Origin of the sequence: Streptomyces sp. NBC_01788 (assembly GCF_035917575.1) — a bacterium.
In the GTDB taxonomy this organism is placed as follows: domain Bacteria; phylum Actinomycetota; class Actinomycetes; order Streptomycetales; family Streptomycetaceae; genus Streptomyces.
Genome location: NZ_CP109090.1, coordinates 2338829 through 2364440, shown reverse-complemented (window position 1 = coordinate 2364440; position 25612 = coordinate 2338829). Strand labels below are relative to the sequence as shown.

The window sequence follows — 25612 nt, the reverse complement described above, 5'->3', positions numbered from 1 at the left end:
CGCGAGGCAGGCGGGACTTTCGCAACAGGCCCTAGGGGGTGCGCTACTTGGCGTAGAGCGCCTCGATCTCGCCCGCGAAGTCCCGCGCCACCACGTTCCGCTTGAGCTTCATCGACGGCGTGACGTGCCCCGACTCCTCCGTGAGCTGGGAGGACAGGATGCGGAACTTGCGCACCGACTCCGCCTTCGACACCGCGGCGTTGCCGTCGTCGACCGCCGCCTGGACCGCCGCGTTCAGGTCGGGGTCGTCGCGCAGCGAGGCCGCGGTGGCATCCGCCGGCTTGCCGTGCTCGGCGCACCAGCGGCGCAGGAACTCCTCGTCGAGGGTGACCAGCGCGCCCACGAACGGCCGCCCGTCGCCCACCACCATGCACTCCGCGACCAGCGCGTGCGCCCGGATGCGGTCCTCGATCACGGCCGGGGCGACGTTCTTGCCGCCCGCGGTGACGATGATCTCCTTCTTGCGGCCGGTGATCCTGAGGTAGCCGTCCTCGTCGAGGGTGCCGATGTCACCGGTGTGGAACCAGCCGTCGGCCAGCGCCTCCCGCGTCGCGCCGGGGTTGTTCCAGTACTCCTTGAACAGGTGCTCGCCGTGCAGCAGCACCTCCCCGTCGTCCGCGATCCGGATCACCGAGCCGGGCAGCGGCTGGCCGACCGTGCCGATCTTCTGCCGGTCCCAGGGGTTGAAGGCGGTCGCCGCGCAGGACTCGGTCAGGCCGTAGCCCTCAAGGACCGTGAAGCCGATACCGCGGTAGAAGTGCCCGAGGCGCTCGCCGAGCGGGGCGCCGCCGGAGATGGCGTACTCGCCGCGCCCGCCGAGCACCGCGCGCAGCTTGCCGTAGACCAGCTTGTCGAACACCTTGTGCCTGATCCGCAGACCGAGCGAGGGGCCCGAGGGGCTGTCCAGCTCCTTGCTGTAGGCGATCGCCGTGGCGGCCGCCTTGTCGAAGATCCGGCCCTTGCCGTCGGCCTGCGCCTTGGCGCGCGCCCCGTTGTAGACCTTCTCGAAGACCCGCGGGACACCGAGGATCAGCGTGGGGCGGAACGCGGCCAGCTCATCGGTGAGGTTCTTGATGTCCGGGACGCAGCCCAGCTTGATCGGCGCCATCATCGGGGCGACCTGGACCAGCCGGCCGAAGACGTGCGCCAGCGGCAGGAAGAGCAGCACCGAGCACTCGCCGGTGCGGAACAGCGGGCGCAGCCGCTCCACGACGTTGCCGCACTCGGCGAAGAAGGCCCGGTGGGTGAGCACACAGCCCTTGGGCCGGCCGGTGGTGCCGCTGGTGTACACGATGGTCGCCGGGTCGTCGGCCTTCGCCAGCGAGCCGCGCTCCTCCACCGCCGCGTCGCTGATGTCCCGGCCGGCCCGGCCGAGTTCCCCGACGCCTCCGGCCTCGATCTGCCAGACGTTCTTCAGCGCGGGCAGCGTCTCGCGCACCGACTCGACGGCGGCCGCGTGCTGGTCCAGCTCCACCACGCAGGCGGTCGCGCCCGAGTCGCCGAGGATCCACCGAACCTGCTCCGGCGAGCTGGTCTCGTACACCGGCACGGTGATCGCGCCCGCGCTCCAGATCGCGAAGTCCAGCAGCGTCCACTCGTACCGCGTGCGGGACATGAGGCCCACCCGGTCACCGGGCTGGATGCCGGAGGCGATCAGGCCCTTGGCGGCGGCGTGCACCTCGGCGAGGAAGGCCCGAGCCGTGACGTCCTGCCAGGCGCCGTCCACCTTGCGCGCGATGACGGCGACGTCGGGATGCTGCGCGGCGTTTCTGCGGACGATGTCGGTCAGATTCCCGTCCGCAGGGACCTCGTACAGAGCCGGAAGGCTGAACTCGCGCAAGACTGCTGCTCCTCATAGGGCGCCGGCGCCATGACGTTGTTGAAATCCAGAGAGGACTGGACGGGCCGGACGTTACCCGCCGGTATGGTTCTTCGACAGGGGGACCCGGCGAGATGTTCGCTGCGTCACACGGATCGATGTTCCCCTGCGCACAGTAGTCGACCCGCCGAATGACCGGCCAGTAACGGCGTTTCCGGCCGCCACTGTTCACGTATGCCACGCCCGCCTACGCTTGATCGCCATGGCACCCACATCGGCCCGTCACAGCAGAACGCGCATCCATGTGGTCAGCGACGTGCACGGCAACGTGCGCGATCTGGCCCGGGCCGGAGAGGGCGCCGACGCCCTGGTCTGCCTCGGCGACCTGATCCTCTTCCTCGACTACGCCGACCACTCGCGCGGCATCTTCCCCGACCTGTTCGGCGTGGAGAACGCCGACCGTATCGTCGAGTTGCGCACCGCCCGCCGCTTCACCGAGGCGCGCGAGCTCGGCGCCCGGCTGTGGGCGGGCATCGACGGCGACCGGGCCACGGTGATGGAACAGGCGGTGCGCAAGCAGTACGCGGAGCTCTTCGCCGCGTTCCCCAGCCCCACGTACGCCACCTACGGCAACGTCGACATGCCGGCCCTGTGGCAGGAGTACGCCCGCGAGGGCACCACCGTGCTCGACGGGCAGCGGGTGGAGATCGGCGGCCGTGTCTTCGGCTTCGTCGGCGGCGGCCTGCGCACCCCCATGCGCACCCCGTTCGAGATCGGCGACGAGGAGTACGCGGCGAAGATCGAGGGGGTCGGCGAGGTCGACGTCCTCTGCACGCACATCCCGCCCGAGGTCCCGGACCTCGTCTACGACACCGTCGCGCGCCGCTTCGAGCGCGGCAGCCGCGCCCTGCTGGAGGCCATCCGCCGCACCCGCCCCCGGTACGCCCTCTTCGGCCACGTCCACCAGCCGCTGGTACGGCGGATGCGGATCGGCGCGACCGAATGCGTGAACGTGGGCCACTTCGCCGGCAGCGGCCGACCCTGGGTGCTCGAATGGTGAGGGATCCGGCCGATCGCGCAGGTGGGGGTGGAGTCCGGCGGCCGGGCGCGCGGTAGCCTTCACGCTGCACACACATGCGCACGAGGAGCGCACCACCGGCCTCACCCGGCCGCACTACCGGCCCGCATCTGGAGGAGCCACGGCGATGGCGGAACACACCAGCTCGAGCATCACGATCGAGGCGCCACCGGCCGACGTCATGGGGGTGATCGCCGACTTCGCCCGCTACCCGGACTGGACCGGCGAGGTGAAGGAGGCGGAGGTCCTCAAGACGGACGACCAGGGCCGTGCCCAGCAGGTCCGCCTCGTCATGGACGCGGGCGCCATCAAGGACGACCAGACCCTCGGGTACACCTGGACCGGCGAGCACGAGGTCTCCTGGACCCTGGTGAAGTCCCAGATGCTGCGCTCCCTGGACGGCTCCTACGTCCTCAGGCCCGCGGGCGCGCACGGCACCGAGGTGACCTACCGCCTCACCGTGGACGTCAAGATCCCCATGCTCGGCATGATCAAGCGCAAGGCCGAGAAGGTCATCATCGACCGCGCCCTGGCAGGCCTGAAGAAGCGCGTGGAGTCGGGCGAGAAGTAGGAGCGCGCGGACGGCGGTCCGCAGGCGGCCCGGGGCCGGGGACAGGGACCGACGGCAGGGGTCCACTCAGGACGCGCGTCCCCGGGCGGCGACCGGTCCGTCGACCCGGTCGGATCCACTACCGTTCAGCATCATGCGCACCCTCCTGATCACGGGCCCGGGCGGCAGCGGCCGTACGACCGTTTCCGCCGCCACCGCACTGACCGCCGCCCGTGACGGCGTCGAGACCCTCGTGCTCAGCGCCGACCGCACGGACTCCCTCGGCGCGGCGCTCGGGGTGCCGACGGGTGCGGAGCCGGTGTCCGTCGCGCCGCGCCTGACCGCCTGGCGCCCCGACGCGGCGGCCGGCTTCCGGTCCGACCTCACCGCCTTCCAGGACCGCGCGCGCAACGTGCTCGACCTCCTCGGAGCCTCCCGTCTGGACCCCGAGGAGGTCACCCCGCTGCCGGGCGCCGAGGAGCTCGCCCTGCTGCGCGCGCTGCGCGACGCGGCCCTGTCGGAGCGGTTCGAGCTGCTGGTCGTCGACCTGCCGCCGGCGCCGCAGGCACTCGCCCTGCTCGCGCTGCCCGAGGAACTGCGCCGCTATCTGCGCCGGCTGCTCCCGCCGGAGCGGCAGGCGGCCCGCGCCCTGCGGCCGGTGCTCGGCCGGCTCGCCGGCGTCCCCATGCCGGCCGAGTGGCTGTACGAGACGGCGGCACGCTGGGACGTCGAACTCGCCGCCGTCGCCGCGGTCGTCGCCGACCGCGACACCCGTGTACGCCTGGTCGCCGAGCCGGGACCGGCCGGCGCCGACGCCGTCCGGCACGCCGCCCTGGGCCTGGCCGTGCGGGGCCTGGCCGTGGAGTGCCTGGTCGCCGGCCGGGTCCTGCCGGAGACCGCCGCGGACTCCTGGCTGGCCGGCCCGGTCGCGCAGCAGCGCAAGACCCTCGACGAGTGGCGGGAGACGTACGCCGTCCATCCGGCCGCCCACCTGGGCCGGGACCCGCGCGGCCTGGACGACCTCGCCGCCCTCGCCGTGCCCGGCGCGACCCCGGCGGCCGCCCCGGTCGAGTGGCCCGTGACCGACCGGCTCGCCGAGGACGGAGTCCTCGTGTGGAACATCCCGCTGCCCGGTGTCATACGCGAGGAGCTCGACCTCATTCGGCTCGGCGACGAACTCGCGGTCACCGCCGGGCCGTTCCGCCGGGTCGTGCCGCTGCCCTCGGCGCTGCGCCGGTGCACCGTCGACGGGGCCGCCCTGCGCGACGGCGAGCTGCGGATCCGGTTCGCGCCGGACCCCGCGCTGTGGCCCCGCGAGAGATGAAGCGCGTACCCCCGTTCGGGTAACGTCGTAAGGACGAACCGTAGTCAGGAGCCCGCCATGAGCGAAGAGCGCCCACCGTCCGACGCCGCTCGGGACGACGCCGCTCAGGAGGAGCCCGGCGGCCGCGAGGACACCGCCCGTCCGAGCGAGGCCGGGGACCCGGGGGAGCGGCGCGCCACGGACGCCGACGCCTGGTCCACGGCCTGCGCCGAGGACCTCGCGGCGGAGCAGGCCCGCCGCCGCGCGCGGTACGGCCCGCCGCCCGGCTCGGCCGCCGAGGAGCTGCGCAAGTTCGTCGACACCGTCGCCGACAAGCTGTCGTCGATCCAGGGGCCGCTGCTCGGCGCGCTCGCCGGACCCGCGGCCGAGCAGGCGGTGCGGCAGATGGTCCAGCAGGCCAAGGCGGCCGTGGAACCCGTCGTGGAGCGCAACCCCGAGGTGTTCGAGCACCTGGCGGCGGCCGGCGGTGAACTGCTCGCCGCGTACCGCTCGGCCGTCGAGTCCCAGGAGCGCCGCTGGACGTCGTCCCGCGCGGACGAGTCCGCGCGGGACGAACTCGACGACCTGGACACCCGCCCCGGTGAGCGCCGCGACCCGGGTGAGGGCACCGGCGGCGGCGAGCGAATCGACCTGGACTGACCGCCCGGACGACTCGGCCGGAGGACTTCGACCGACCGTCCGGACGACGCGAATTCCACGGCAGGGCCTCGGGTACGGTTGCCGTAGCGGGGCTCGACCGGAACTGAGGGATTCATGGGACTCACCATCGGCGTCGACATCGGCGGCACGAAGATCGCGGCCGGCGTGGTCGACGAGGAAGGCAACATCCTCTCGACCTTCAAGGTGCCGACCCCCACCACGCCCGAGGCCATCGTGGACGCCATCGCCTCGGCGGTGGAGGGGGCACGCGCGGGGCACGAGATCGTCGGCGTGGGCATCGGCGCCGCCGGATACGTCAACCGGCAGCGCTCCACGGTCTACTTCGCGCCCAACATCGACTGGCGCAACGAGCCGCTGAAGGAGAAGGTCGAGGCGCGCGTCGCCCTGCCGGTGGTCGTGGAGAACGACGCCAACGCCGCGGCCTGGGGCGAGTACAGGTTCGGCGCCGGCAAGGGCCACCGCAACGTCATCTGCATCACGCTCGGCACCGGCCTCGGCGGCGGCATCGTCATCGGCAACAAGCTGCGCCGCGGGCACTTCGGCGTGGCCGCCGAGTTCGGCCACATCCGGATGGTCCCGGACGGCCTGCTGTGCGGCTGCGGCTCGCAGGGCTGCTGGGAGCAGTACGCCTCCGGGCGCGCTCTGGTGCGGTACGCCAAGCAGCGTGCCAACGCCGCCCCCGAGAGCGCGGAGGTGCTGCTCGCCCTCGGTGACGGCACCCCCGACGGCATCGAGGGCAAGCACATCTCCGTGGCCGCCCGCCAGGGCTGTCCGGTGGCCGTCGACTCCTACCGCGAGCTGGCCCGCTGGGTGGGCGCCGGTCTGGCCGACCTGGCCTCGCTGTTCGACCCGTCCGCGTTCATCGTCGGCGGCGGACTCTCCGACGAGGGGGAGCTGGTCCTGGATCCGATCCGCAAGTCCTACAAGCGCTGGCTGGTCGGCGGCAACTGGCGCCCGGTCGCCGACGTCCTCGCCGCCCAGCTCGGCAACAAGGCCGGTCTGGTGGGCGCGGCGGACCTCGCCCGGGAGCCCGACCCGATCATGTAGCGCCGGTCGCACCCCGGGCGCGCCCACCGTCCCCGTCCGCCCGGGACCGGTGGGCGCCGCCGTACCGCGGGTGAGCCCGGCCGCGGCGTATGTTGATCGTCATGCTGCTGCCCAACTCCCGCACGGAGCCCGATGGTTCCGCCGTCATCCGCGTCCTGAGCCACAACATCCGGTCGATGCGGGACGACACCGAGGCGCTGGCCCGGGTGATCCGCGCCTGCGCGCCCGATCTCGTCCTCGTCCAGGAGGCGCCGCGCTTCTTCCGCTGGCGCAAGAAGCTGGCCCGGCTGGCGGCGGCCGCGGACCTGGTGATCCTCACCGGGGGCGCGACGGCCTCGGGCCCGGCGATCCTCTGCTCGCTGCGGGCCACCGTGGAACGCACCGAGGACGTCCTGCTGCCGCTCACCCCCGGACTGCACCGGCGGGGCCTCGCGACGGCGGTCGTCCGGTTCGGGGGCGCCCGGCTCGGCGTCGTCAGCTGCCACCTCTCGCTGAACGCGGAGGAGCGGTACGACCAGGCCGGGGTGCTGCTTGACCGGCTGGCCGGGATGGGTGTGGAGCACGCGGTGGCGGGCGGCGACCTCAACGAGGGCCCGGACGGCCCGGCGTTCCGGCGGCTGGCCGACTCGCTCCAGGACGGCTGGGCCACCGCACCCTGGGGCGCGGAGGCCACCTGGACGTCCACCGGCCCCCACCGGCGCATCGACGCCCTCTTCGCCACCCGGGACGTCGAAATCCTCGGCTGCGGCGTACCGCTGGGCCTGCCGGGAGTGACGGAGGCGGACCTGAAGGCCTCCACGGACCACCGCCCGGTACTGGCCGCCCTCAGGGTCCCGGCACTTTCCTAGCCGGGGCCTCTCGTCCGGATCAGGCCGGGCTGATCCGGCCTGATCCAGACGAAAGACCCCGGGGCCGGGGGCCGAGTCGCGGGGACCCGGGCTCAGACCACCGCCCCGCGGCCCGGGTCGTCGTTGTCGTCGTCGTCCGTCTTCATGCGCGTCACCAGCGTCGCGAAGCCGCCCAGGAAGCCGCCTATGCCGAGCACGGCGAGCCACCACGTCATGTCCCAGCCGAACAGGACGGCCAGCAGGAGCAGGACCGGGCCGCCGATCACCGCGAGCCAGGCGAACTTCGCGGTCGCGTCGGCCGACGGCAGCGGGGGCGGCTCCGGCGGGACGAAGTGTCCCTCGTCGCTCGCGTCGAAGTCGTCGTCGGACGGTTCGGCGAGCGAGTAGTCGCGCGGTCCCCCACCGCGATTGCCGACACCGGGCGCGAAGGAGACCGAGCTGCCCAGCCGCCCGGCGGGGGCGGAGGGGCCCTCCTCGCTCTCGCCGTCCTCGCCGGCCGCGCCGTTCCCGTCGCCCTCGGCGTCCTTGCCGGTCTTCCCGGTCTCGTCCTTCCGGTCCTTTCGGTCCTTCCACGGCTTCTCGACGTCCGGCGTCGGGTCCGGCGGCAACGCCAGGTCCTCGATCGGCCGGAACGGCCTGGAGCCCGGCGGGTCCGGCGGCTCCTCGCCGTACCCGGCGACGATCGCCGCCCAGGCGGCGTCCTCGTCGAAGCCGGAGCCCTTCTTGCCGGCGGGCACGCCGGGCTCGGCGCGCTGCTCGGCCGGCCCGGCGGGTTCGGCCGCTCCGACCGGTTCGGACGGTCCGACGGATTCGGACGGTCCGGCTGGTTCGGACGGTCCCACTGGTCCGGCCGGTGTGACCGGGCCGGCCGGTTCGCCCGGTTCTGCCGGCTCACGGCCGTCGCGGTTCTCGCGGTCGGAGTCGTGCTCAGCCACCTGCCGTCGTCCCTTCCTTGCCGACACTGGGTGCGAGCCGGCCGATGAATGCGTAGCTCTCCTCGAAGATCCGGTCCGCATCGTGATCCAACGTCGCGACGTGGTAGCTGTGTTCCAGCAGCACCTCCGTGACGTCCGTGGAGGAGATCCGGCCGAGAATCCGGGCCGAGTCGACCGGCGGCACCACATGGTCCTGCGGGCTGCGTAGAAGCAGCAGCGGCTGGGTGACCTGCGGCAGCTCGCCGTCGAGCATCCGGAAGAAGTTCCTGAGCGAGTGCGCGGCGTGCAGCGGTACCCGGTCGTACCCCAGCTCGGCGGCGCCCTCCAGCGCGATGTCGCTCGCGATGCCCTTCGTGGTCCGTACGAGATGGCGGGCCACCGGCAGGGCGTACGCGGACAGGCCGTGCACCTTGTGGGCCGGGTTCACGACCACGACGCCCGCGACCGCGTCCCCGTGCCGGGCGGCCAGCCGCAGCGCCAGCGCGCCGCCCATGGACAGCCCGGCCACGAACACGCGCGTGCACGACTCGCGCAGCACCCGCAGCTCGCGGTCCACCTCCGCGTACCAGTCCGGCCAGCCGGTGAGCTGCATGTCCTCCCAGCGGGTGCCGTGCCCGGGCAGCAGCGGCAGGGAGACGGTCAGGCCGCGTCCGGCGAGGTACCGCCCCCAGGGCAGCAGTGACTGGGGGGAACCGGTGAAGCCGTGGCAGAGGAGGACACCGACCTCCCCGCCCTCGTGGCGGAACGGCTCGGCTCCGGGGAGCACCGGCACGTGGCTCTCCTGTGGTCGTCGATTGCTGGTACTTCACCGTACGCGACGGTACTGACACCGACCAGGGCCGTCGGTCCCACGGAAGGCAGCCCGGCGGTATCGTCTGATCGACACACACAGGAAGGCACTCGGTTGTTCTACGGCACGATGAAGGTCGCCATCGGGGGGCCGCTGAAGATCGCCTTCCGGCCCTGGGTGGAAGGCCTGGAGAACATCCCGGACGAGGGTCCCGCCATTCTGGCGAGCAATCACCTGTCCTTCTCGGACTCCTTCTTCCTGCCGGTGATGCTCCACCGCCCGGTCACCTTCATCGCGAAGGCCGAGTACTTCACCACGCCCGGGGTGAAGGGCCGGCTCACCGCCGCGTTCTTCAAGGGCGTCGGCCAGCTCCCCGTGGACCGCTCCGGGTCGCGCGGCGCGGGCGAGGCGGCGGTGAGGAGCGGCATAGAGGTGCTGGAGCGCGGCGAGCTGTTCGGCATCTACCCGGAGGGCACCCGCTCGCCCGACGGCCGCCTCTACCGCGGCAAGCCGGGCGGACTCGCCCGCGTGGCCCTGGCCACCGGAGCGCCGGTCATCCCGGTCGCCATGATCGACACGGAGAAGATCCAGCCGCCCGGGAAGGTCGTGCCCAAGCTGATGCGCCCGGGCATACGCATCGGCAAGCCACTGGACTTCAGCCGCTACCAGGGCCTCGCGCACGACCGTTTCGTGCTGCGGGCGGTGACGGACGAGGTCATGTACGAGATCATGAAGCTCTCCGGCCAGGAGTACGTCGACGTCTACGCGACCGCGGCCAAGCGGCAGATCGCGGAGGCGGCCAAGGCCGAGAGGGAAGCGGAGAAGGCGGCGGGGCGAACGGCCGGGACAGCGGCCGACAGGGTCCAGCAGGCGGCGGGGACGGCGGCCGACAGGGTCCAGCAGGCGGCCGGCAAGGCCCAGGAAGCTGCGGGGAAGGCGGCCGGCAAGGCCCAGGAGGCGGCGAAGGCGGCGCTCGGGCGGGCCGAGAAGGCCGAGAAGGACATGACCGAGAAGGCCGAGAAGGAGAAGCAGGCGGAGTAGGGCGAACCGCCGGGGGGGGGGACATGCCGAAGCGGCAACGCGTGATGAGGATGTCGGTCGAGCAGCCGATGTGGCGCGCGCTCGCCGGATACCGGGTGCTGACCATGCTCTACGCGGTCGGCCTGTTCGCCACCGGCTACGACCGGTTCCCGCGCCCCGGAGTCGCCATCGCCTACTACTGCGTGCTGTCCGTGTGGACCGTGGCCACACTGCCCAAGGTCGCGAACGCCGCGAGCTGCACCAGGCGCTTCCTGGCCGCCGACCTCACCCTGGCGCTGACCGGCATCCTCCTCACCCCCGTCGCCGACGCCCAGGCGCGGATCGTGGACGGCGGCCCGACCCTGCCGTCGATCTGGACCGCCGGCTCCGTCCTCGCCTTCGCCCTCAAGGGCGGCTGGCGCTGGGCCGCGGTCGCCTCCACCGCGGTCGCCGCCGCCAACCTGGTCGAGCGCGGCGCCCCGACCCGCGACACCGTGCACAACGTGATCCTGGTGTGGGTCGCCTCCATCGCCATCGGCTATGTCGTCGAGGTGGCCCGCGCCTCCGAGCGCACCCTCGCCCGCGCCCTGGAGATCGAGGCGGTCACCCGGGAGCGGGAGCGCCTGGCCCGGGACATCCACGACAGCGTGCTCCAGGTGCTCGCCATGGTGCAGCGGCGCGGTGCGGTCATCGGGGGCGAGGCCGCCGAACTGGGCCGGCTGGCGGGTGAGCAGGAGGTGGCGCTGCGCACCCTGGTCTCCGGCGGGCTGGTCCCGCTTCCCAGGGCGTCAGGGGGCGCGGACGGGGACACCTCAGGGGGCGCGATCGTCCGGACCGTCGACGAGGACCACGAGGACGACGAGGACACGACCGGCGAGCCCGACGGGCCCATCGACCTGCGCGCGCTGCTCGCCCCGTACGTCGGCGCCCGGGTCAGCCTCGCCGAACCGGGCGCCCCGGTGCTGCTGCGACCCGCCGCCGCCCGCGAGGTGGCCGCCGCCGTCGGGGCCGCGCTGGACAACGTCCGCCGGCACGCGGGCGAGGGCGCGCGGGCCTGGATCCTGGTCGAGGACGAGCCGGAGTCGGTGATCGTGACCGTGCGGGACGACGGTCCCGGCATCCCCCAGGGGCGGCTCGCCCAGGCCGAGGGCGAGGGCCGGCTCGGGGTGGCTCTGTCGATCCGGGGCCGGCTGCGCGACATCGGCGGTACCGCCGAGCTGATCTCGGTGCCCGGCCAGGGCACGGAGGTCGAACTGAACGTGCCCAAGGACGCGGGCGCCGTGGACACCACCGGCACCGCGGACGACACCGGGCGCACGAGGGGCGCGAAGGGCGCGTCCCGGACACGGGGGAAGGCGGAGAACCGATGAGCGAGGAGCAGGGCCCGATCAGAGTGATGGTGGTCGACGACCACCCGATGTGGCGCGACGCCGTGGCCCGCGACCTGGCCGAGGCCGGCTTCGAGGTGGTCGCCACCGCGGGCGACGGCGAGCAGGCGGTGCGCCGTGCCAGGGCCGCCGCGCCCCAGGTGCTCGTCCTGGACCTCAACCTGCCCGCGAAGCCAGGGGTCCAGGTCTGCAAGGAACTCGTCGGCGCCGACCCGGCGTTGCGCGTGCTGGTGCTGTCCGCGAGCGGTGAGCACGCCGATGTGCTGGAGGCGGTGAAGTCGGGCGCCACGGGCTATCTGCTGAAGTCGGCCTCCACGCAGGAGCTGCTGGACGCGGTGCGCCGCACGGCCGTGGGCGACCCGGTGTTCACCCCGGGCCTGGCGGGTCTGGTCCTCGGCGAGTACCGGCGCCTGGCCGCCGAGCCCGCGCCCGCCGCGGACGCCGGTGAGCCGAATGCGCCCCGGCTCACCGACCGCGAGACCGAGGTGCTGCGCCTGGTCGCCAAGGGCCTGAGCTACAAGCAGATCGCCGAGCGTCTGGTGATCTCCCACCGGACGGTCCAGAACCACGTCCAGAACACCCTGGGCAAGCTCCAGTTGCACAACCGGGTGGAGCTGGTGCGGTACGCCATCGAACGCGGACTCGACGGCGAGTAGGGGCGAGTCAACTCGCATACGTGCGGCCATACCCCTTTCGAGTGGTTTCTCCGTGATCAACTACCCGACAATTCAGTGGAATTGACTCTCCGCCCCATGCCGAAGTGACGTGCGTCACCATTAGCGTGACCTTCACCAGGCAACCGCGGCGAAGGGACTTTTCCATGCGGGTCGGAGTACTGACCGGAGGCGGCGACTGCCCCGGGCTCAACGCCGTCATCCGGGGCATCGTCCGCAAGGGCGTGCAGGAGTACGGCTATGACTTCGTCGGCTTCCGGGACGGCTGGCGCGGCCCCCTCGAGAACGACGCCATCCGTCTCGACATCCCCGCGGTGCGCGGCATCCTGCCCCGGGGCGGCACCATCCTCGGCTCCTCACGGACCAACCCCCTCAAGCAGGAGGACGGCATCCGGCGGATCAAGGACAACCTCGCCAAGCAGGAGGTCGAGGCGCTCGTCGCGATCGGCGGCGAGGACACCCTCGGCGTCGCCGCGCGACTGAGCGACGAGTACGGCGTGCCCTGCGTGGGCGTGCCCAAGACCATCGACAACGACCTGTCGGCCACCGACTACACCTTCGGCTTCGACACCGCGGTCGGCATCGCCACCGAGGCGATCGACCGGCTGCACACCACCGCCGAGTCCCATATGCGGGTCCTGGTCTGCGAGGTGATGGGCCGTCACGCCGGCTGGATCGCCCTGCACTCCGGCCTCGCCGGCGGCGCGAACGTCATCCTCATCCCCGAACAGCGCTTCGACGTCGACCAGGTGTGCGCCTGGATCACCTCCCGCTTCAAGGCGTCGTACGCCCCGATCGTCGTCGTCGCCGAGGGTGCCATGCCCAAGGACGGCGACATGGTCCTGAAGGACGGCTCGCGCGACTCCTTCGGACACGTACGGCTGTCCGGGGTCGGCGAGTGGCTGGCCAAGGAGATCGAGGCACGCACCGGGAAGGAGGCACGGACCACCGTCCTCGGGCACATCCAGCGCGGCGGCACGCCCAGCGCCTTCGACCGCTGGCTGGCCACCCGGTTCGGCCTGCACGCCGTCGACTGCGTCCGCGACGGCGACTTCGGCAAGATGGTCGCCCTGCGCGGCACCGACATCGTCCGAGTGCCGATCGGGGAGGCCACCGTGAAGCTGAAGACGGTCGACCCGAAGCTGTACGAGGAGGTCGGGGTCTTCTTCGGCTGACCCCGCCACGGCCTCCCCGTCCGGGGACCGCACCGGGGGCGCCGCCGACCTGACCGGCGGCGCCCTTGGTGCGCGCGTTTCTTGCTACGGCACGCGCCGCGGCTCGCCGTGCACGCCGGCGCCGCGCGGCTGACCGGCCAGCAGCGCGCTGACGATCGCCTGGCCGTTCAGCGTCAGCACGGACTCGGGGTGGAACTGCACCGACGCGAACCGCGCGGAGCGCAACGCGTGCACCTCACCGGACGCGCTCCGGCTCACCTCGATCCCGTGCGCCGACAGCTCGGCGTGCGCCTCGTCGTCGCAGTGCGCCACATAGCTGTTGTAGAAGCCCACGGTCTCGGCCCGGCCGAACAGGTCGATCCGGCTCTGGGCGCCCTGGTGGGGCACCGCCTTGCGGACGATCTCCAGTCCCAGCTCGGCCGCGATCAGCTCGTGCCCGAGGCAGACCCCGAGAACGCCGTGCCGGTGCGTGGCGAGCACCTCCGCGGTCAGCGCGCGCAGCAGCCGCATCTTCCGGTCGGCCGCGTCGCACGGATCGCCGGGCCCGGGGCCGAGGACGACCGGTCCCTCGTGCGCGAGCACGGCCGCGCGCAGTCCGGGCTCGTCGTAGCGGTGGACTCCGACGGTCAGCCCCGACGACCGCAGCACGTGCGCGAGCATCGCGGTGAACGTGTCCTCGCCGTCCACGACCAGGGTGTGCCCGGTGAGTCCCGGTGCGCTTCCCCCGGCCTCCGACTGCGGTGCGCAGCCTCCGCCGCGCATCCGCAGCCAGAACGGCGCGAGCAGCGCGCGCCGACCGTCCAGGGCCGCCCGCACCCGAGGGTCGTCGGCGAGCCGGGGCCCCGACCGCTCCGCGCGCGGCCGGCCGGGCCGTACGCCCAGCGCGGTCAGCACGCCCGCCGCCTTCGCGTGCGTCTCGGCGACCTCGCCCGCCGGGTCCGAACCGCGGACGAGGGTGGCGCCGACCGGTACGCGCAGCCGGCCGCGGGCGTCGACGTCGGCGGTGCGGATGAGGATGGGGGAGTCCAGGGTCTGCGCGCCGCCGCAGTCGCGGCCGAGCAGGGCGAGCGCGCCGGCGTAGTAGCCGCGGCCGCCGCTCTCGTGGCGTTCGATGACCCGGCAGGCGTTCTGCACCGGCGACCCGGTGACGGTCGCGGCGAACATGGTCTCCTTGAGCACCTCGCGCACGTCCAGGGAGGACCGGCCGCGCAGCTCGTACTCGGTGTGCGCGAGGTGCGCCATCTCCTTCAGGCGCGGTCCGACGACCACCCCGCCCATGTCGCCGACGGTGCACATCATCTTGAGCTCCTCGTCGACGACCATCGACAGCTCCTCGATCTCCTTGCCGTCGGCGAGGAAGCCGAGCAGGTGCTCGGGCGTCGGCCCCTCGGCCGGGTAGCGGTACGTCCCGCTGATCGGGTTCATCACGACCGTCCCGCCGGACATGCGCACGTGCACCTCGGGGCTGGCGCCGACCAGCGTCCGGTCCCCGGTGTGCACCACGAACGTCCAGTACGCCCCCCGCTCGCCCTCCAGGAGCCGCCGGAACAACGCCAGCGCGTCGGCCCGCCCGAAGCCCGGAATCTCCCCCTCGTACGTCCGCCGGATCACGAAGTTCGCGCCCTCGCCCGCGCCGATCTCCTCGCGCAGCACCCGCCCGACGATCTCCGCGTACTCCTCGTCGCCGACGTCGAAGCCGCCGCCCTCGACGCGCACCCGGTGCGCGGGGAGCTGCGCCAGGGCCTCGGCGAGCGGCACCGTACCCGACTCCTCGGGCGTCAGCACCAGCAGCGGGGTGCCGTCGTCGCGGACGTCGAAGCCGCGCTCGCGGATCTGCCGGAACGGTACGAGCGCCAGGCCCTCGTCGGGCAGGTCGGCCAGGCGGTCGCGAGCGGTCACCGGGCCGAGCAGCACCTCGACCAGGTCGTGGTCGTGCCCCGGGGTACGGCGGCGCAGCAGGGCGAAGGGGCGGGGGTCGTGCAGCAGCCGTGCCAGGTCCATGGGTTCCTCTTCCGTCGATGTCGATCGATGTCGGTGAGGAACGGCCAGGACGCCACGAACGCCGAAGGCCGCCCCTCGGGCGGCCTTCGCGAAGTGTGGGATACGCGCAGTCAGCGGGCCGCCGGAGAAGCGGTCCACCACCAGTTCTGGTTCTGGGTCGAGTGCGCGAACATGCCCGGCACCCTACCGCATCGGCCCGCCGCGCGGCCCTGTCCGGCCCGCGACGGTCCCCGGCGGCCGTGTCGCCCGTACGCAGCACAGGCCGGTTTCCGGCGGCCGCGCGGGGTGGAAAGAGGGTCCGCGTCGACCGTGTGCCGAGCGTGCCCGGCGTCCGCCGCGCGCCGCCCGTGCCCGACCGAGGAGGACGCCATTCCCGCCCCACGATCACCCCACCAGGCCCGGCCCCGTCCCCGCCTGAGACGTGCGCTGACCGCGCTGAGCGCCTGCGCGGTGCTCGCCGCCGGCGCCCCGGCCGCCGCCCGCCCGGCGGCCGACGACGCCACGAAGACCGTCAGCTACCGCGGCCACAGCTTCACCGTTCCGGCCGGCTGGCCCGTCGTCGACCTCGACCAGGAGCCGACCGCCTGCGTCCGCTTCGACCGGCACGCCGTCTACCTCGGCGTCCCCGGCGAGCGGCAGGACTGCCCGGCCCGCGCCGTCGGGCGCACCGAGGCCCTGTGGGTGCAGCCGGCGCCGGCGACGAAGGCCTCGGTGACCGAGGACCGCACGTCCCGCGTCTACCGGGGGACCGCCACCAACGAGGGAATCTCCGTCACGGCCCCGTACGGCGAGAACCGCGCGGAGATCCAGCGGGTACTGCGCAGCGCCGGACTCCCCGTCGCCGCCGCCGTCACCGGGGAACACGACCAGGCGCCGTCCGCGCGGGCCGTGCCCGCCGACGCGACCGCGTATCAGGGCAGGGGCTTCGACACCTGCACAGCGCCGAGCCGGACGGCCATGAACGCCTGGCGGGACAACTCGCCCTACGGAGCCGTCGGCGTCTACATCGGCGGGGTCAACCGCGCCTGCGCCCAGGCGAAGCTGACCGCCGAGTGGGTGCAGACGCAGTACGCGGACGGGTGGCGCTTCTTCCCGCTCTACGTCGGCCCGCAGCCCGGCTCCGGATCCGGGAGCTGCCAGAACTCCTGCGCGTCGATCAACGATCCCGCGCCGCAGGGCAGGGAGGCCGCGGAGGACGCCGTCGCCCAGGCGGTGGCGCTCGGCTTCGCCAAGGGGTCGGTGCTCTACAACGACCTGGAGCAGTACACGCCGGGCCGCGCCCTCACCGCGCGCGTGCTCGGCTACCTGGAGGCCTGGACCGAGCGGCTGCACGAACTGGGCTACCGCTCCGGCGCGTACGGCAGCGTCTCGTCCCTGGTCGCCGACCTGGTCGGCAACGCCGGCAAGGTCACCCTGCCCGACGTGATCCACTTCGCGCACTGGAACGGTGAGAACACCACCGTCCACACCGCCATTCCGGCCGGTCTGTGGGCCGGTCACCAACGCATCCACCAGTACGCGGGCAACAGGACCGAGACGTACGGAGCGGTGACCATCAACATCGACCGCGACCAGCTCGACGTCGGCGCCGGCGCCTGAACAATTCCGGGGAGGGACATTCCCGACCGGGCGCCGTCCGTCTCATTGGCTGAACGGAGGAGGGGGCCCGACGGGCGACCCCGTAATCTTGGTGGGGTGACCGTGAACGCTAAGACCAGCGCGAGCGCTGGCAACACCTGGCGAGACCTGCCCGCGGCGCAGCAGCCCGAGTACCCCGACCCCGAGGCTCTGCGCGCAGTGATCGCGGACCTCGAGTCGTATCCGCCGCTCGTCTTCGCGGGCGAGTGCGACCAGCTGCGCGCCCGGATGGCGGCCGTCGCCAAGGGAGAGGCGTTCCTCCTCCAGGGCGGCGACTGCGCCGAGGCGTTCGATGCCGTGTCCGCCGACCAGATCCGCAACAAGCTCAAGACCCTGCTCCAGATGGGCGCCGTGCTGACGTACGCCGCCTCGGTGCCGGTGGTGAAGGTCGGCCGGATCGCCGGCCAGTACTCCAAGCCGCGCTCCAAGCCGACCGAGACCCGCGACGGCGTGACCCTGCCGACCTACCGCGGCGACTCGGTCAACGGCTTCGAGTTCACCGAGGCCGCCCGCATCCCGGACCCCGAGCGCCTGAAGCGGATGTACCACACGTCCGCCTCCACGCTGAACCTGGTGCGCGCCTTCACCACCGGCGGCTACGCCGACCTGCGCCAGGTGCACGCCTGGAACCAGGACTTCGTGAAGTCCTCCCCGTCCGGCCAGCGCTATGAGCAGCTCGCGCGCGAGATCGACAACGCGCTCAACTTCATGCGTGCCTGCGGCACGGACCCGGAGGAGTTCAAGACCGTCGAGTTCTTCTCCTCGCACGAGGCGCTGCTGCTCGACTACGAGTCGGCGCTGACCCGCGTCGACTCGCGCACCGGGCACTTGTACGACGTCTCCGGGCACATGGTGTGGGTCGGCGAGCGCACCCGGCAGCTGGACCACGCGCACATCGAGTTCGCCTCGCGCATCCGCAACCCGATCGGCATCAAGCTCGGCCCGACGACCACACCCGAGGAGGCGCTGCGGTACATCGACCGCCTCGACCCCGAGCGGGAGCCGGGCCGGCTGACGTTCATCGTCCGCATGGGCGCCGACAAGATCCGTGACCGGCTCCCGGAGCTGGTGGAGAAGGTCACGGCCTCGGGCGCGGTGGTGGCCTGGGTGACCGACCCGATGCACGGCAACACCTTCGAGGCGGCCTCCGGTCACAAGACCCGCCGCTTCGACGACGTGCTCGACGAGGTCAAGGGCTTCTTCGAGGTGCACAAGGGGCTCGGCACGCACCCCGGCGGCATCCATGTGGAGCTGACCGGCGACGACGTCACCGAGTGCGTCGGCGGCGGCGACGAGATCTTCGTCGACGACCTGCACCAGCGCTACGAGACCGCCTGCGACCCGCGTCTGAACCGCAGCCAGTCCCTGGACCTGGCGTTCCTGGTCGCGGAGATGTACCGGGACCAGTGAGGCACCCGCCCGTCGCGGGCGCGTGCACGTGAAGTGGGGCGCGGATCACACGAAATCCGCGCCCCTCCCACTTTTCCGGCATTCATGCGGTGAGTAAGGTTAGGTTTGCCTCACCGAGATTCGGGGCGGCACCACTGAACCGATCCCGGCGGGAGGTGAACGGCGTGTACGTGTGCAGTTGCTTCGGCATCACCGAACAGCAGGTCAAGCAGCACGCGGACAACGGCGCCTGCACTCCGCGCAAGATCGCCTCCGTCTGCAAGGCGGGCACCGACTGCGGCGGCTGCGTGCGCCGCATCCAGGCACTGCTCGGCCGGGGCGCCTGCCCGCGCCGGGAACTGATCGACCAGGGCGGCCCGGCGCTCGCGCCGCTCACGGGCCGCACGTCCGGCGCCGGTCCCGAGGAGCTGGGCGACGCCGCCTAGTGGGCCTGGCGGCCGGTGGCCGCCTCAGTGGCTGGAGAAGCTGTGCGTGCCGGGGCCCGACGGGTCCGGCTGGCTCTGCTCGACGACGGTCGAGAGGTAGAGCGCCTCACCCAGCTTGTCGACCAGCTCCAGCTGGGTGTCCAGGTAGTCGATGTGGTGCTCCTCGTCGGCGAGGATCGCCTCGAAGATGTTCGCCGACGTGATGTCGTCCTTGTCGCGCATCAGCTCCACGCCCCGGCGCAGCCGGTCGATGGCCTCGACCTCGATCTGCCGGTCGGCGCGGAACATCTCGGTCACCGTCTGCCCGACCTGGACGTGGAAGAGCCGCTGGTAGTTCGGCAGGCCGTCCAGCAGCAGGATGCGGTCGGTCAGGAGCTCCGCGTGCCGCATCTCGTCGAACGACTCGTCACGGGTGTACTTGGCGAGCTTCGTCCAGCCCTTGTGGTCCTGGAGCTTGGAGTGCAGGAAGTACTGGTTGATCGCGGTGAGCTCCGCGGTCAGCTGCTCGTTGAGCAGTTCGATCACCTCGGGGTCGCCTTGCATGGCGGCGGGGCTCCTTCCGAACGTCTCTGGGCCGATCTCGCGCATGATTGCACCGGCGCACACAGTCGTCCAGTAAGTGCATACTTACTGCGAGTTGCCCTAATTGCCCCTCGACTGGTCATGTGCACCCTCTCCGGTCTGTCAGGATGGAGTCATGGGTCAGCCGGTGGAACGCGCGTCAGGAGACGCGTCTGGAGCAGTGCCGACGGGAGCGGCACAGCCGGAACTCCCGCCGGGACAGCGACTCCAGCGCGGCTGGCCGGTCACGCACTACGGACCCGTGCCCAAGTTCCGTCCCGAACGCTGGGACTTCCGGGTCTTCGGCGCCACCGCCGACGGTGAGAAGCACTGCTGGACCCACGAGGAGTTCACGGCCCTGCCGTACACCACCGTGGTGGCCGACCTGCACTGCGTCACGAAGTACAGCATGACCGGCGCCGAGTGGGGCGGCATCCCCGCGCGCACCGTCCTGGACATCGCCCCGCCCGCGGCGAACGTCACCCATGTGATGGTGTGGGCGGAGTACGGGTTCAGCTCCAACCTGCGCCTGTCCGACTTCACCTCGGAGCGCACCCTGTTCGCCACGCACAAGGACGGCGAACTGCTCACCGCCGAGCACGGCTTCCCGCTCCGCTTGATCGTCCCCCACCTGTACGCCTGGAAGGGCCCCAAGTGGGTCCGCGGCGTGGAGTACATGACCGCCGACCGCCGCGGCTTCTGGGAGGAGCGCGGCTACCACAACCTCGGCGACCCCTGGAAGGAACAGCGCTACTCCTACCAGGAGGAACCGGGGGACGGGCCGGAACTGTGACGCCCGTCCCGGCCGCTCACGCCCTCACCGTGTCCGTCAGGCGTCCCTGAGCCGCTTCAGGCGCTCCACGTCCGCCGTGTGGCCCTCCTTGCCGCCCGGGGTCTCGATGACCAGCGGGACGCCCTCGGTGGCGGGGTGCGTCATCAGGGCGCGGAAGGGGTCCTCGCCGATGTGGCCGGCGCCGATGTTCTCGTGCCGGTCCTTGTGCGCCCCGGCCACGTCCTTGGAGTCGTTGGCGTGGATCAGCCTCAGCCGGCCCTCGCCGACCGTCTCCACCAGCAGGTCCAGCGTCTGGTGCATGCCGTCCGGGCCGGTCAGGTCGTGCCCGGCGGCGAAGATGTGGCAGGTGTCCAGGCACACGCCCAGCCTCGGATGGGCGTCCAGCGCCTCGAAGTACGGCCCGAAGTCCCAGGTGCGCGAACACAGCGAGGCACCCTGGCCCGCGGTGGACTCCAGGAGCAGGTACGGGTCGTCGTCGTGGGTCAGCTCGTCGAGCAGCGGCAGCATGTGCTCCCGCACCTGCTTCAGCGCGACCGACCGGTCCCTGCCGCCGGTCGCGCTGCCGGTGTGCACGACGACGCCCAGCGCGCCGATCTCCCGGCCGCGCCGCAGCGAGTGCCGCAGCGACTCCACCGACCGCTCCACGGTCGCCTCGGTGTGGGAGCCGAAGTTGATCAGGTAGGGGGCGTGGACGTACGCCGGGACCGACTGCTCGGAGCAGGCCGCGCGGAACCGCTCGTCCTGCCGCGGATCGCCCGCGGGCGTGGCCCAGCCGCGCGGATTGGCGACGAAGACCTGCACGGTCTCCGCGCCGAGGTCACGGGCGTAGGACATGCCCACGGAGTGCAGCTCGCCGGCGACGGGCACATGGCCGCCGATCGGGTTGCGGAGGGGACCGGGGAGGGGACGGGACCGCTGACTGCTCACCCGTTCAGGGTGTCACGCGCCCGGCGGCCCGCGGCCGCCGGGCCGCCGTCAGCGGATGGTGATCGTTATCGTCGAGCCCTTCGGCGCCCGGTCGCCGCCCTTCACCGACTGCTTCTTGACGGTGTCGCCGAACAGCCCCAGCAGCCCGCGGTCCTCCCGCACCTGGAAGCCGGCCTTCTGCAGCGTGTTCTTCGCGTCGCCGACACTGTTGCCGGTCACGTCCGGCACCTGCACCATCTCCGGCCCCTTGGACAGCGTCAGCGTGACCGTGTCGCCCTCGGCGGCCTCACTGTCGCCCGCCGGGCTCTGCCGGGCGACCTGGCCCTTGTCGAACTCGGAGGTGACCTGCTCGGAGGAGATCCGCACCTTCAGACCGGCGTCCCGCAGGTCGGACTGCGCCTCGTCCAGGTCCTCGCCGGTGACGTCCGGGACGTCCACCGCGCGGCCCTTGCTGACGGTGAGCGCGATCGCCGAGCCCGCGTGCCGGTCGGTGCCCGCCCCGGGATCCGTGCTGATCACCACGTCACGGGGAACGTCGTCGCTGAACTCCCGGCTCACCATGCCGGGCTCCAGGCCGTCCTGCTTCAGATGGGCCCGCGCCTCGTCCAGCCGGCGGCCCTTCAGATCGGGCACCCGCACGGTCTCCGGACCGTCGGAGACCGTGAGCGTCACCGAGCCGTGGCTGCGGATCTTGGCACCCGCCCGCGGGTCGGTGCTGATGACCGTGCCCCGCCGGACCGTGTCGCTGTAGGCGTGCTCGACCCGGCCGACGTCGAGACCGGACTCCTTGAGCCGCTCCCTGGCCTGCGCCTCGGTCTTCGCCAGCAGCGGCGGGACCTTCGTGAACTGGCCGGAGTTGATGTACCACACGCCCCCGCCGACCCCGAGGACCAGCAGGACGGCGGCGACCACCGTGAGCAGGGTGCGCCGGGGCGGCCCGGGGCGCCGCACGCCGGACGGCTGCGGTGGGGGCGGGGGCGCCTGGAGCCGGCTGGTGCGGTTGAGGGCGGCCGCGGAGGGTGCGCCGTCCTCGGCCCCCCCGGCCCCCCCGGCTTTCCCGCCACGGATCCGTGTCGTCAGCGCGCGCGGGATGACGCTCGTACGGTCCTCGGCGTTGTCGTGCTCCGCGGTGAGGGCCTGCGGCGGCAGGGCGTCCAGCTGGTCCGGGCTGAGCGCGGACCGCGCCTCGCGGACCCGCGCGAGCAGCGCGACCGCGTCGTGCGGCCGGATGTCCGGGGTGCGCGCGGTGGCCTCCGCGACCAGTTCGTCCAGTTCGAGGGCGAGTCCCGGCACGGCGGCCGACGGGGCCGGCACGTCCTCGTGGAGGTGCTGGTACAGCACCTGGGCGGGGGACTCGCCCTGATGCGGCTTGCCGCCGGTCAGCATCTCGTACAGCACGACCCCGCACGCGTACACGTCGACCCGGGGGTCGGCGGTGCCGCGCTCGATCTGCTCCGGCGCGAGGTAGGAGACGGTGCCGAGGACGGCACCCGTGGTGTTCGTCACCGTGTCCACGGACCGCACCAGCCCGAAGTCGGCGACCTTGACCCGGCCGTCGTCCCCTATCAGGACGTTCTCCGGCTTCATGTCGCGGTGGACGAACCCGGCCCGGTGTGCGGCCCCCAGCGCGGCGAGCACCGGCTCCAGGATGTCCAGCGCCGCGCGCGGCTGGAGCGCCCCGCGCTCGCGCAGCACGTCACGCAGGGTGCAGCCGGCCACGTACTCCATGGCGAGGTACACGTACGTCCCGTCCGTGCCCTGGTCGAAGACCTGCACCACGTTCGGGTGGGCCAGCCGTGCGACCGACTTGGCCTCCCGGATGAACCGCTCCACGAACGAGCCGTCGGCCGCGAGCGTCGGGTGCATCACCTTGAGCGCGAGGACCCGGTCGAGTCGGGTGTCCAGGGCCCGGTAGACCGTGGCCATCCCGCCGACGGCGATCCGTGCGTCGACGCGATAGCGGCCGTCGAGCACCTGCCCGACGAGAGGGTCCTGAAGGGTCGTATCCACGCGGGCGAGTCTACGAGCCGTCACGGACACACACGGATCGCGGACAGTGTCGCGGCGGGACTGAAGCCGACCTGTGACGCGCTGAACGCACCCGCGCGAGGGAGCTGACCGGCTAGAACGCGGGCCGCTCCGGGTCCAGCCCGGCCATGCCCTCCGTCGGGGACGACGCCCGGGCGAAGTGCCGTTTGGGGATCCGTCCGGCCAGCCGTGCCAGCCGCCCCGCCTCCACGGCGGACCGCATCGCCGCGGCCATCATCACCGGCTCCTGCGCCCGCGTCACCGCGGAGGCGAGCATCACCCCGGCACACCCCAGCTCCATGGCCAGCGCCACGTCCGAGGCCGTACCCGCCCCGGCGTCCAGGATCACCGGCACGCGCGCGTGCTCCACGATCAGCTGGAAGTTGTGCGGGTTGCGGATGCCGAGCCCGGACCCGATGGGCGAGCCGAGCGGCATGATCGCGGCGCAGCCCACGTCCTCCAGCTTCCGCGCGAGCACCGGATCGTCGTTCGTGTACGGCAGGACCGTGAACCCGTCGTCCACCAGGGTCTCCGCCGCGTCCAGCAGCTCGATCGGGTCCGGCAGCAGGGTGCGCTCGTCGGCGATGACCTCCAGCTTGACCAGGTCCGTGCCGAGCGCCTCCCGCGCCAGCCGGGCGGTGAGGACCGCCTCGCCCGCGGTGAAGCAGCCCGCGGTGTTGGGCAGCACCCGGATCCCGAGCTTCTCCAGCACCGACAGCACCGAGCCGTGCACGGAGGGGTCCACCCGCCGCATCGCGACCGTGGTCAGCTCCGTGCCGGAGGCCACGAGCGCCCGCTCCAGGACCTCCAGGCCGGTCGCGCCGCCGGTGCCCATGATCAGCCGGGAGGTGAAGGACGTACCACCGAGGACGAAGGGGTCGTCGGCCATGGCTCAGCCTCCCTGGACGGCGGTCAGCACTTCGACGCGGTCGCCCTCGGCCAGCGCCGTGGACGACCACCGCGCGCGCGGGACGACGGTCTCGTTGAGGGCGGCGGCCACCCCGGAGGGTGCCGCGCTCAGCGCCTCCACGACGGAGCCGAGTGACGTGCCGGGCGCGACCCGGCGAGGCTCACCGTTGACGGAGATGTTCATACGGGCTGCTCCGTGAGTGCCGCGGCGTAAAAACGCCTGGGGGAGAAGGGGCGGACCTCGTCCGGCAGCTCGCCGGTGGTCAGGACGTGCGCCATGGCGTCACCGGTGACCGGCGTGAGCAGTACGCCGTTGCGGTAGTGCCCGGTGGCGAGCAGCAGGCCGTCGAGGCCGGTCGGGCCGAGCAGCGGCGCGTTGTCGGGGGAGCCGGGCCGCAGTCCCGCCCGGGTCTCCGTGAGCGGCAGCTCGGTGATCCCCGGCACCAGCTCGTGGGCGTCGCGCAGCAGCTCGTACACGCCGCCCGCCGTCACCGTCGTGTCCCAGCCCAGCTCCTCGCTCGTGGCCCCGACGACCAGCTCGCCGTCGAGCCGGGGCACCAGGTAGACCTGGCTGCCGCGCACCACGGCCCGCACAGTGCGGCTCAGGAACGGCGCGTACCGCTTCGGCACCGTCAGCCGCAGCACCTGCCCCTTCACCGGCCGCACCGGCGGCAGCACCTCGTCCGGGACGCCCGCGAGCCGTCCGCTGAGGCTGCCCGCGGCGAGCACCACCCGGTCCGCGACCGGCGCGGTGCCGTCGCGCAGCACACAGCCCGTTGCCCGGCCCCGGGCCACGGTGAGCCGCTCGGCCCAGGCGCGGTGGAAGACCACGCCCGCCCGCTCGCAGGCCGCGACCAGGGCGCGGGCGAGCCGCCGCGGATCGATCTGGTGGTCGCCGTCCACCCGCAACCCGCCGCGCACGCCCGGCGCGAGCATCGGTTCGAGGCGGCGGCAGTCCCGCCCGGACAGCCACTCGGACTCCAGACCCGAGCGGCGCTGAAGGTCGTGCAGTTCCCGCAGGTGGGCGCGGTCGTCGGCGTCCAGCGCGACGGCGAGGGTGCCGCAGCGGCGGTAGCCGAGGTCGTGGCCGGTCAGCTCGGTCAGCTCGGCCGCGAAGTCCGGGTAACGGCGGGCGGAGGCCAGGTTGAGTGCGAGCAGCGTCTGCTCGCCGTAGTGCAGCTCGGTGACGGCGGCCAGCATCCCGGCGGCCACCTGTGCGGCCCCGCCGCCCGGCTCGGGGTCCACCACGGCCGTGGCGAACCCGCGCTGCGCCGAGCGCCAGGCCGTCACCAGGCCGATGATTCCGCCCCCCACGACGAGGACGTCGGACGTACGTGGCAACGACATGGGCGTCCAGCCCCTCCCTTCGCCGGCATGACCCGGATCAGGTTCGTACGGTCGGAGGCCGCCAGCCTCCCTCTCAGCCCGGTGCGTCCGGGCTCCCGCGAGTGCTTGTACGGTCGCCACCCTAGCCCGCGGGACACCACCCCGGTAGGTGAGCCTCCCGCGTGCGAGGGGCGGCCGCGCGGCGGGCGGGCATGGGGGAAGAGGCTGTGGGGCAGGTCGTGGGGGCCGGTTGTGGAGCGGGTCACCCCGCACGCCCCTGACTGAC

General features: G+C 72.7%; 25 protein-coding genes and 1 riboswitch. Of the genes, 14 read left to right on the top strand and 11 right to left on the bottom strand.

From position 1 onward, the window contains the following. Positions 1–43 precede the first annotated feature (43 nt). A complete protein-coding gene (locus OIE49_RS10905; RefSeq protein ID WP_326802145.1) occupies positions 44–1840 on the bottom strand; it encodes an AMP-dependent synthetase/ligase in 1797 nt (598 codons plus the stop codon). A 283-nt stretch (positions 1841–2123) separates the two neighbouring features. Here OIE49_RS10905 and OIE49_RS10900 point away from each other — a divergent pair, with 283 nt between their 5' ends. The 6 genes from OIE49_RS10900 to OIE49_RS10875 all read left to right on the top strand — a co-directional run bounded on the left by OIE49_RS10900 (position 2124) and on the right by OIE49_RS10875 (position 7326). Beyond that, on the top strand, positions 2124–2879 hold the full coding sequence (locus tag OIE49_RS10900; RefSeq protein WP_326806188.1) for a metallophosphoesterase family protein: 756 nt from the start codon (positions 2124–2126) through the stop codon (positions 2877–2879). A gap of 145 nt (positions 2880–3024) precedes the next feature. Further along, positions 3025–3468: an SRPBCC family protein gene (locus OIE49_RS10895; protein WP_100572314.1), complete on the top strand. Its 444-nt coding sequence runs from the start codon at positions 3025–3027 to the stop codon at positions 3466–3468. Between the two features lie 133 nt (positions 3469–3601). Next, positions 3602–4771 (top strand): ArsA family ATPase, encoded by a 1170-nt coding sequence (locus OIE49_RS10890; RefSeq protein WP_326802144.1) that lies wholly within the window; start codon positions 3602–3604, stop codon positions 4769–4771. Positions 4772–4828: 57 nt separating this feature from the next. Then, positions 4829–5410 (top strand): DUF5304 domain-containing protein, encoded by a 582-nt coding sequence (locus tag OIE49_RS10885; RefSeq protein WP_326802143.1) that lies wholly within the window; start codon positions 4829–4831, stop codon positions 5408–5410. Between the two features lie 114 nt (positions 5411–5524). After that, positions 5525–6478, top strand: coding sequence for an ROK family glucokinase (locus tag OIE49_RS10880; RefSeq protein WP_100572317.1), 954 nt, complete (start codon positions 5525–5527; stop codon positions 6476–6478). Between the two features lie 89 nt (positions 6479–6567). Continuing rightward, a complete protein-coding gene (locus OIE49_RS10875) occupies positions 6568–7326 on the top strand; it encodes an endonuclease/exonuclease/phosphatase family protein (RefSeq protein ID WP_401739494.1) in 759 nt (252 codons plus the stop codon). Positions 7327–7418: 92 nt separating this feature from the next. Here the strand turns inward: OIE49_RS10875 and OIE49_RS10870 are convergent, their stop codons facing one another. Together OIE49_RS10870 and OIE49_RS10865 are read right to left on the bottom strand one after the other, a co-directional pair. Beyond that, a complete protein-coding gene (locus OIE49_RS10870) occupies positions 7419–8261 on the bottom strand; it encodes a hypothetical protein (protein ID WP_326802141.1) in 843 nt (280 codons plus the stop codon). Then, positions 8254–9033, bottom strand: a complete 780-nt coding sequence (locus OIE49_RS10865) for an alpha/beta hydrolase (protein WP_326802140.1) — start codon at positions 9031–9033, stop codon at positions 8254–8256. The genes OIE49_RS10870 and OIE49_RS10865 overlap by 8 nt, the downstream gene beginning before the upstream one ends. Positions 9034–9180: 147 nt before the next feature. On the opposite strand from OIE49_RS10865, the gene OIE49_RS10860 reads away from it, so the two are divergent. The 4 genes from OIE49_RS10860 (at position 9181) to OIE49_RS10845 (ending at position 13308) form a co-directional block, all read left to right on the top strand. After that, positions 9181–10092, top strand: coding sequence for a lysophospholipid acyltransferase family protein (locus tag OIE49_RS10860; protein WP_326806187.1), 912 nt, complete (start codon positions 9181–9183; stop codon positions 10090–10092). 23 nt (positions 10093–10115) lie between these two features. Further along, complete coding sequence (gene macS / locus OIE49_RS10855) at positions 10116–11441, top strand: MacS family sensor histidine kinase (RefSeq protein WP_326802139.1); 1326 nt, start codon at positions 10116–10118, stop codon at positions 11439–11441. Beyond that, positions 11438–12115 carry a response regulator gene (locus OIE49_RS10850; protein WP_100572323.1) on the top strand — a complete coding sequence of 226 codons (678 nt, stop codon included), beginning with the start codon at positions 11438–11440 and terminating at the stop codon, positions 12113–12115. The genes macS and OIE49_RS10850 overlap by 4 nt, the downstream gene beginning before the upstream one ends. A gap of 164 nt (positions 12116–12279) precedes the next feature. Next, positions 12280–13308 carry a 6-phosphofructokinase gene (locus OIE49_RS10845; protein WP_100572324.1) on the top strand — a complete coding sequence of 343 codons (1029 nt, stop codon included), beginning with the start codon at positions 12280–12282 and terminating at the stop codon, positions 13306–13308. A gap of 84 nt (positions 13309–13392) precedes the next feature. Here the strand turns inward: OIE49_RS10845 and OIE49_RS10840 are convergent, their stop codons facing one another. Further along, positions 13393–15309, bottom strand: a complete 1917-nt coding sequence (locus OIE49_RS10840; RefSeq protein WP_326802138.1) for an anthranilate synthase family protein — start codon at positions 15307–15309, stop codon at positions 13393–13395. Positions 15310–15419: 110 nt separating this feature from the next. After that, entirely contained in the window at positions 15420–15482 is a 63-nt protein-coding gene (locus OIE49_RS37095; protein ID WP_358864531.1) for a trp operon leader peptide, read from the bottom strand. Between the two features lie 136 nt (positions 15483–15618). Between OIE49_RS37095 and OIE49_RS10835 the strand changes: the two genes are divergently transcribed. The 3 genes from OIE49_RS10835 to OIE49_RS10825 all read left to right on the top strand — a co-directional run bounded on the left by OIE49_RS10835 (position 15619) and on the right by OIE49_RS10825 (position 18782). After that, positions 15619–16908 carry a glycoside hydrolase domain-containing protein gene (locus OIE49_RS10835; protein WP_326802137.1) on the top strand — a complete coding sequence of 430 codons (1290 nt, stop codon included), beginning with the start codon at positions 15619–15621 and terminating at the stop codon, positions 16906–16908. A gap of 96 nt (positions 16909–17004) precedes the next feature. Beyond that, the gene (locus OIE49_RS10830) at positions 17005–18357 is read left to right on the top strand and encodes a class II 3-deoxy-7-phosphoheptulonate synthase (protein WP_326802136.1); all 1353 of its coding nucleotides are present in this window, start codon (positions 17005–17007) and stop codon (positions 18355–18357) included. Between the two features lie 164 nt (positions 18358–18521). Beyond that, positions 18522–18782 carry a (2Fe-2S)-binding protein gene (locus tag OIE49_RS10825; protein WP_100572356.1) on the top strand — a complete coding sequence of 87 codons (261 nt, stop codon included), beginning with the start codon at positions 18522–18524 and terminating at the stop codon, positions 18780–18782. Between the two features lie 24 nt (positions 18783–18806). Here the strand turns inward: OIE49_RS10825 and bfr are convergent, their stop codons facing one another. Next, positions 18807–19325: a bacterioferritin gene (gene bfr, locus OIE49_RS10820; RefSeq protein ID WP_100572327.1), complete on the bottom strand. Its 519-nt coding sequence runs from the start codon at positions 19323–19325 to the stop codon at positions 18807–18809. A gap of 154 nt (positions 19326–19479) precedes the next feature. On the opposite strand from bfr, the gene OIE49_RS10815 reads away from it, so the two are divergent. Further along, complete coding sequence (locus OIE49_RS10815) at positions 19480–20136, top strand: sulfite oxidase-like oxidoreductase (protein ID WP_100572328.1); 657 nt, start codon at positions 19480–19482, stop codon at positions 20134–20136. Between the two features lie 36 nt (positions 20137–20172). On the opposite strand, the gene OIE49_RS10810 is transcribed toward OIE49_RS10815, so the two are convergent. The 5 genes from OIE49_RS10810 to thiO form a co-directional block, all read right to left on the bottom strand. After that, positions 20173–21063, bottom strand: coding sequence for a deoxyribonuclease IV (locus tag OIE49_RS10810; protein ID WP_326802135.1), 891 nt, complete (start codon positions 21061–21063; stop codon positions 20173–20175). A gap of 48 nt (positions 21064–21111) precedes the next feature. After that, on the bottom strand, positions 21112–23073 hold the full coding sequence (gene pknB / locus OIE49_RS10805; protein WP_326802134.1) for a Stk1 family PASTA domain-containing Ser/Thr kinase: 1962 nt from the start codon (positions 23071–23073) through the stop codon (positions 21112–21114). A gap of 112 nt (positions 23074–23185) precedes the next feature. Further along, a complete protein-coding gene (locus tag OIE49_RS10800) occupies positions 23186–23980 on the bottom strand; it encodes a thiazole synthase (RefSeq protein ID WP_326802133.1) in 795 nt (264 codons plus the stop codon). A gap of 3 nt (positions 23981–23983) precedes the next feature. Beyond that, the gene (gene thiS / locus OIE49_RS10795; RefSeq protein ID WP_326802132.1) at positions 23984–24184 is read right to left on the bottom strand and encodes a sulfur carrier protein ThiS; all 201 of its coding nucleotides are present in this window, start codon (positions 24182–24184) and stop codon (positions 23984–23986) included. Continuing rightward, complete coding sequence (thiO, locus tag OIE49_RS10790) at positions 24181–25347, bottom strand: glycine oxidase ThiO (protein ID WP_326802131.1); 1167 nt, start codon at positions 25345–25347, stop codon at positions 24181–24183. The genes thiS and thiO overlap by 4 nt, the downstream gene beginning before the upstream one ends. Beyond that, positions 25345–25456: riboswitch (TPP riboswitch) on the bottom strand. It overlaps the preceding gene by 3 nt. Between the last annotated feature and the right edge of the window lie 156 nt (positions 25457–25612).